Annotated in this window: 4 protein-coding genes; all 4 read left to right on the top strand. The window is 66.9% G+C overall.

Features of this window, described 5'->3' with window-relative positions; genetic code table 11:
* On the top strand, positions 1-186 hold a 186-nt coding region (locus tag ACTHNR_RS18505; RefSeq protein WP_440549118.1), incomplete at its 5' end, for a carboxyltransferase domain-containing protein.
* Positions 183-1232 (top strand): biotin-dependent carboxyltransferase family protein, encoded by a 1050-nt coding sequence (locus ACTHNR_RS18500; RefSeq protein WP_440549117.1) that lies wholly within the window; start codon positions 183-185, stop codon positions 1230-1232. The genes ACTHNR_RS18505 and ACTHNR_RS18500, both read left to right, overlap by 4 nt.
* Positions 1233-1252: 20 nt before the next feature.
* Positions 1253-2005, top strand: coding sequence for a 5-oxoprolinase subunit PxpA (gene pxpA, locus ACTHNR_RS18495; protein WP_440549116.1), 753 nt, complete (start codon positions 1253-1255; stop codon positions 2003-2005).
* Positions 2006-2143: 138 nt separating this feature from the next.
* A complete protein-coding gene (locus tag ACTHNR_RS18490) occupies positions 2144-2914 on the top strand; it encodes a DUF969 domain-containing protein (RefSeq protein ID WP_440549115.1) in 771 nt (256 codons plus the stop codon).
* The last annotated feature ends 12 nt before the right edge of the window (positions 2915-2926 follow it).

Here is a 2926-nt window from a genome sequence, read left to right as displayed (position 1 = left end):
GAAGTGCCGGCCGGGTCGGTCGGCATCGGCGGGGCGCAAACGGGCGTCTATCCGGCGGTCTCGCCAGGTGGCTGGCAGTTGATCGGCCGTACCGACGCGACGCTGTTCGACCCGGCCCGCAATCCGCCCGCACTGCTGCAGCCGGGCGACCGCGTCCGATTTACCGTGTCGGAGGTCGACCGATGATCGATGTGCTGCGCGCCGGCCTGCTTACGTCGGTTCAGGATCTTGGCCGCACCGGGTATCGGCATCTCGGCGTCGCGCAAGCCGGCGCGCTCGATGCGCTCGCGCTTGAAGTCGGCAACCGGCTCGTGGGGAACGCGCCGCACGCGGCGGCGATCGAGGTGACCGTCGGGCCCGCGATGCTGCGTTTCACACAGCCGCTGCGCATCGCGATCACCGGCGCGCAATTCAATGCAACGCTGGACGGCGCGCGAGTGCACCCTTGGTGGAGCCTGCCCGTGCGCCCCGGGCAAGAATTGGTTTTGCAGGGCCCGATACGCGGGATGCGCGGCTACGTATGTGTCGGCGGCGGAGTCGACGTCCTCCCGGTGCTCGGCTCGCGCAGCACCGATATGGGCGCGAGTTTCGGCGGGCTCGGCGGCCGCCAGCTGCGAGACGGCGACCGCCTGCCCACAGGCGCCGCCCCGACGGGTCAAGGCCGCGCACTGGCCGTCGGGGCGCCCGCGTTCGGCGTCAAGGCGCCGCAGCTGTGCCGCTTCGCGCAGGTCGCTCACGAGCCGGCGCGCCGCGGCAGGCATGCGGCGGGCGCCGAACGCGCCATGTCGATTCGCGTGCTGCGAGGGCCCGAATACGACGCGTTCGACGAAAAAGCGCGCGCGGCGTTCTGGTCCGATGAATGGTGCGTCACCCCGAACAGCAATCGCATGGGTTACCGGCTGGCCGGGACAGCCCTCTCGCGCGAGCATGAAACGGAACTGCTCTCGCACGCCGTGCTGCCGGGCACGATTCAGGTTCCGGGCAACGGCCAGCCCATTGTGCTGATGGCCGATGCGCAAACGACGGGCGGCTATCCCCGCATCGGCGTCGTCATCGCGGCCGATCTATGGAAGCTCGCGCAGGTTCGGCTAGGCGGCGCGGTGCGCTTCGTGCGTTCGACGCGCGAAGAAGCGCGTCATGCGCTCGCGGAGGAACACGCGTATCTGCGGCAAATCGATGCCGCGATCGCCATGCATGAAGAGCGGATGCAGCGTGCCGCACGCGCCGCTTGAAGATTGGGAACGAGGTAGTCATGAACATCGATTTGAACGCCGATCTGGGCGAAGGCGGCGACGCTGACGAAGCGCTGCTCGGTCTCGTCAGTTCGGCGAACATCGCGTGCGGTTGGCACGCGGGCGGCGCGAACGCCATGCGCGATTGCGTGCGCCTGGCCGTGCGGCATGGCGTGGCCATCGGCGCGCACCCGAGCTTTCACGATCCGGCCAATTTCGGGCGCAAGGAAATGCATCTGCCGCCCGACGATATCTACGCCGGCATTCTGTATCAGCTCGGCGCGCTCTCGGCGATCGCGCAGGCCGAGGGTGTGCGGGTCGCCCATCTCAAGCCGCATGGCGCGCTCTATAACCAAGCCGCGCGCGATCCGGACATCGCGCACGCCGTCATCTCGGCCGTGCACGACTTCGACCCGTCGGTTGCGGTCTTCGGCCTCGCGAACAGCGGTTTCATTTCGATCGCGCGGGACGCCGGGCTCGTGGCGATCGAGGAAGGATTCGCCGATCGCGGGTATCGCGACGACGGCTCGCTCGTGCCGCGCAGCGAGCCCGGCGCGCTCATCGACGACGAACAAGAGATGCTCGATCACGTGCTTTCGATGGTGCGCGACAAGCGCGTGCGCGCCGTGACGGGCGACTGGGTGTCGCTTAACGTGCGCACACTGTGCCTGCACGGCGACGGCCCGCACGCGTTGGCGTTCGCACAAAAGCTGCGCCGCACGCTCGACGAGAACGGGATCGGCGTGAGCGCCGCCTCGGCGTTGGCTCACTGAGGTATCGACGTATCGACGTATCGACGTATTAACGTATCGATTCACCAAAACGATAAGCGCCACGAAGCGCATTGAATGTTGCATCGGACCGGCGCGAGCGCCATAAGCGAGCGTCAAGATCAACCAGGAGACAAACCTATGCAGACCAACCTATGGCCGTTACTAGGCGTAGCCGTCATCATCGTCGGCTTCCTCTTACGCTTTAATCCCATGTTGATCGTCGCGGTCGCGGCGATCGTCACGCCGCTTTGCGCGCACTTCCCGCTCGATAAAATCCTGGCCGCGATCGGCACCGGCTTTCTGAAAACGCGCAACATTCCGCTCATCATTCTCCTGCCGCTAGCCGTCATCGGCCTGCTCGAACGACACGGCCTGCGAGAGCGCGCGCAGATCTGGATCGCGGGCATCAAGGCCGCGACGGCCGGGCGCCTGCTGATCGTCTATCTGCTCGTGCGCGAGTTGACCGCCGCCGTCGGCTTGACCGGGCTCGGCGGGCACCCGCAAATGGTGCGGCCGCTGCTCGCGCCGATGGCCGAAGGGGCGACCGAAACACGCTACGGCAAGATTTCCGACGCGGTGCGCTACAAGCTTCGTGCGTTTTCCGCGGCGACTGACAACATTGGCTTGTTCTTCGGCGAAGACATTTTCGTCGCGTTCGGCGCCATCGTGCTGATGGTCACGTTCCTGAAAGAGGCCGGCATCGTGGTCGCCCCGATGCACGTGGCGGTCTGGGGCATGCCGACCGCGCTCGGGGCGTTCGTCATTCACAGCGTACGGCTCTACTTGCTCGATCGCCGTTTGGCGAAGGAGCTCGGAGGCGGTGCGCAGGCCACGGCGCCGGACGATCGAGAGGCCGCGCCGGGCGTCGGCGCGCAGGCGCAGCCTTCGGCCAACCTCGCGGGAGAGTGAACATGACGCTAT

Source organism: Trinickia sp. (genome assembly GCF_051954495.1).
GTDB lineage: Bacteria > Pseudomonadota > Gammaproteobacteria > Burkholderiales > Burkholderiaceae > Trinickia.
The sequence above is the reverse complement of the archived record's forward strand: the minus strand, read 5'-3'. Positions and strand labels throughout refer to the sequence as shown.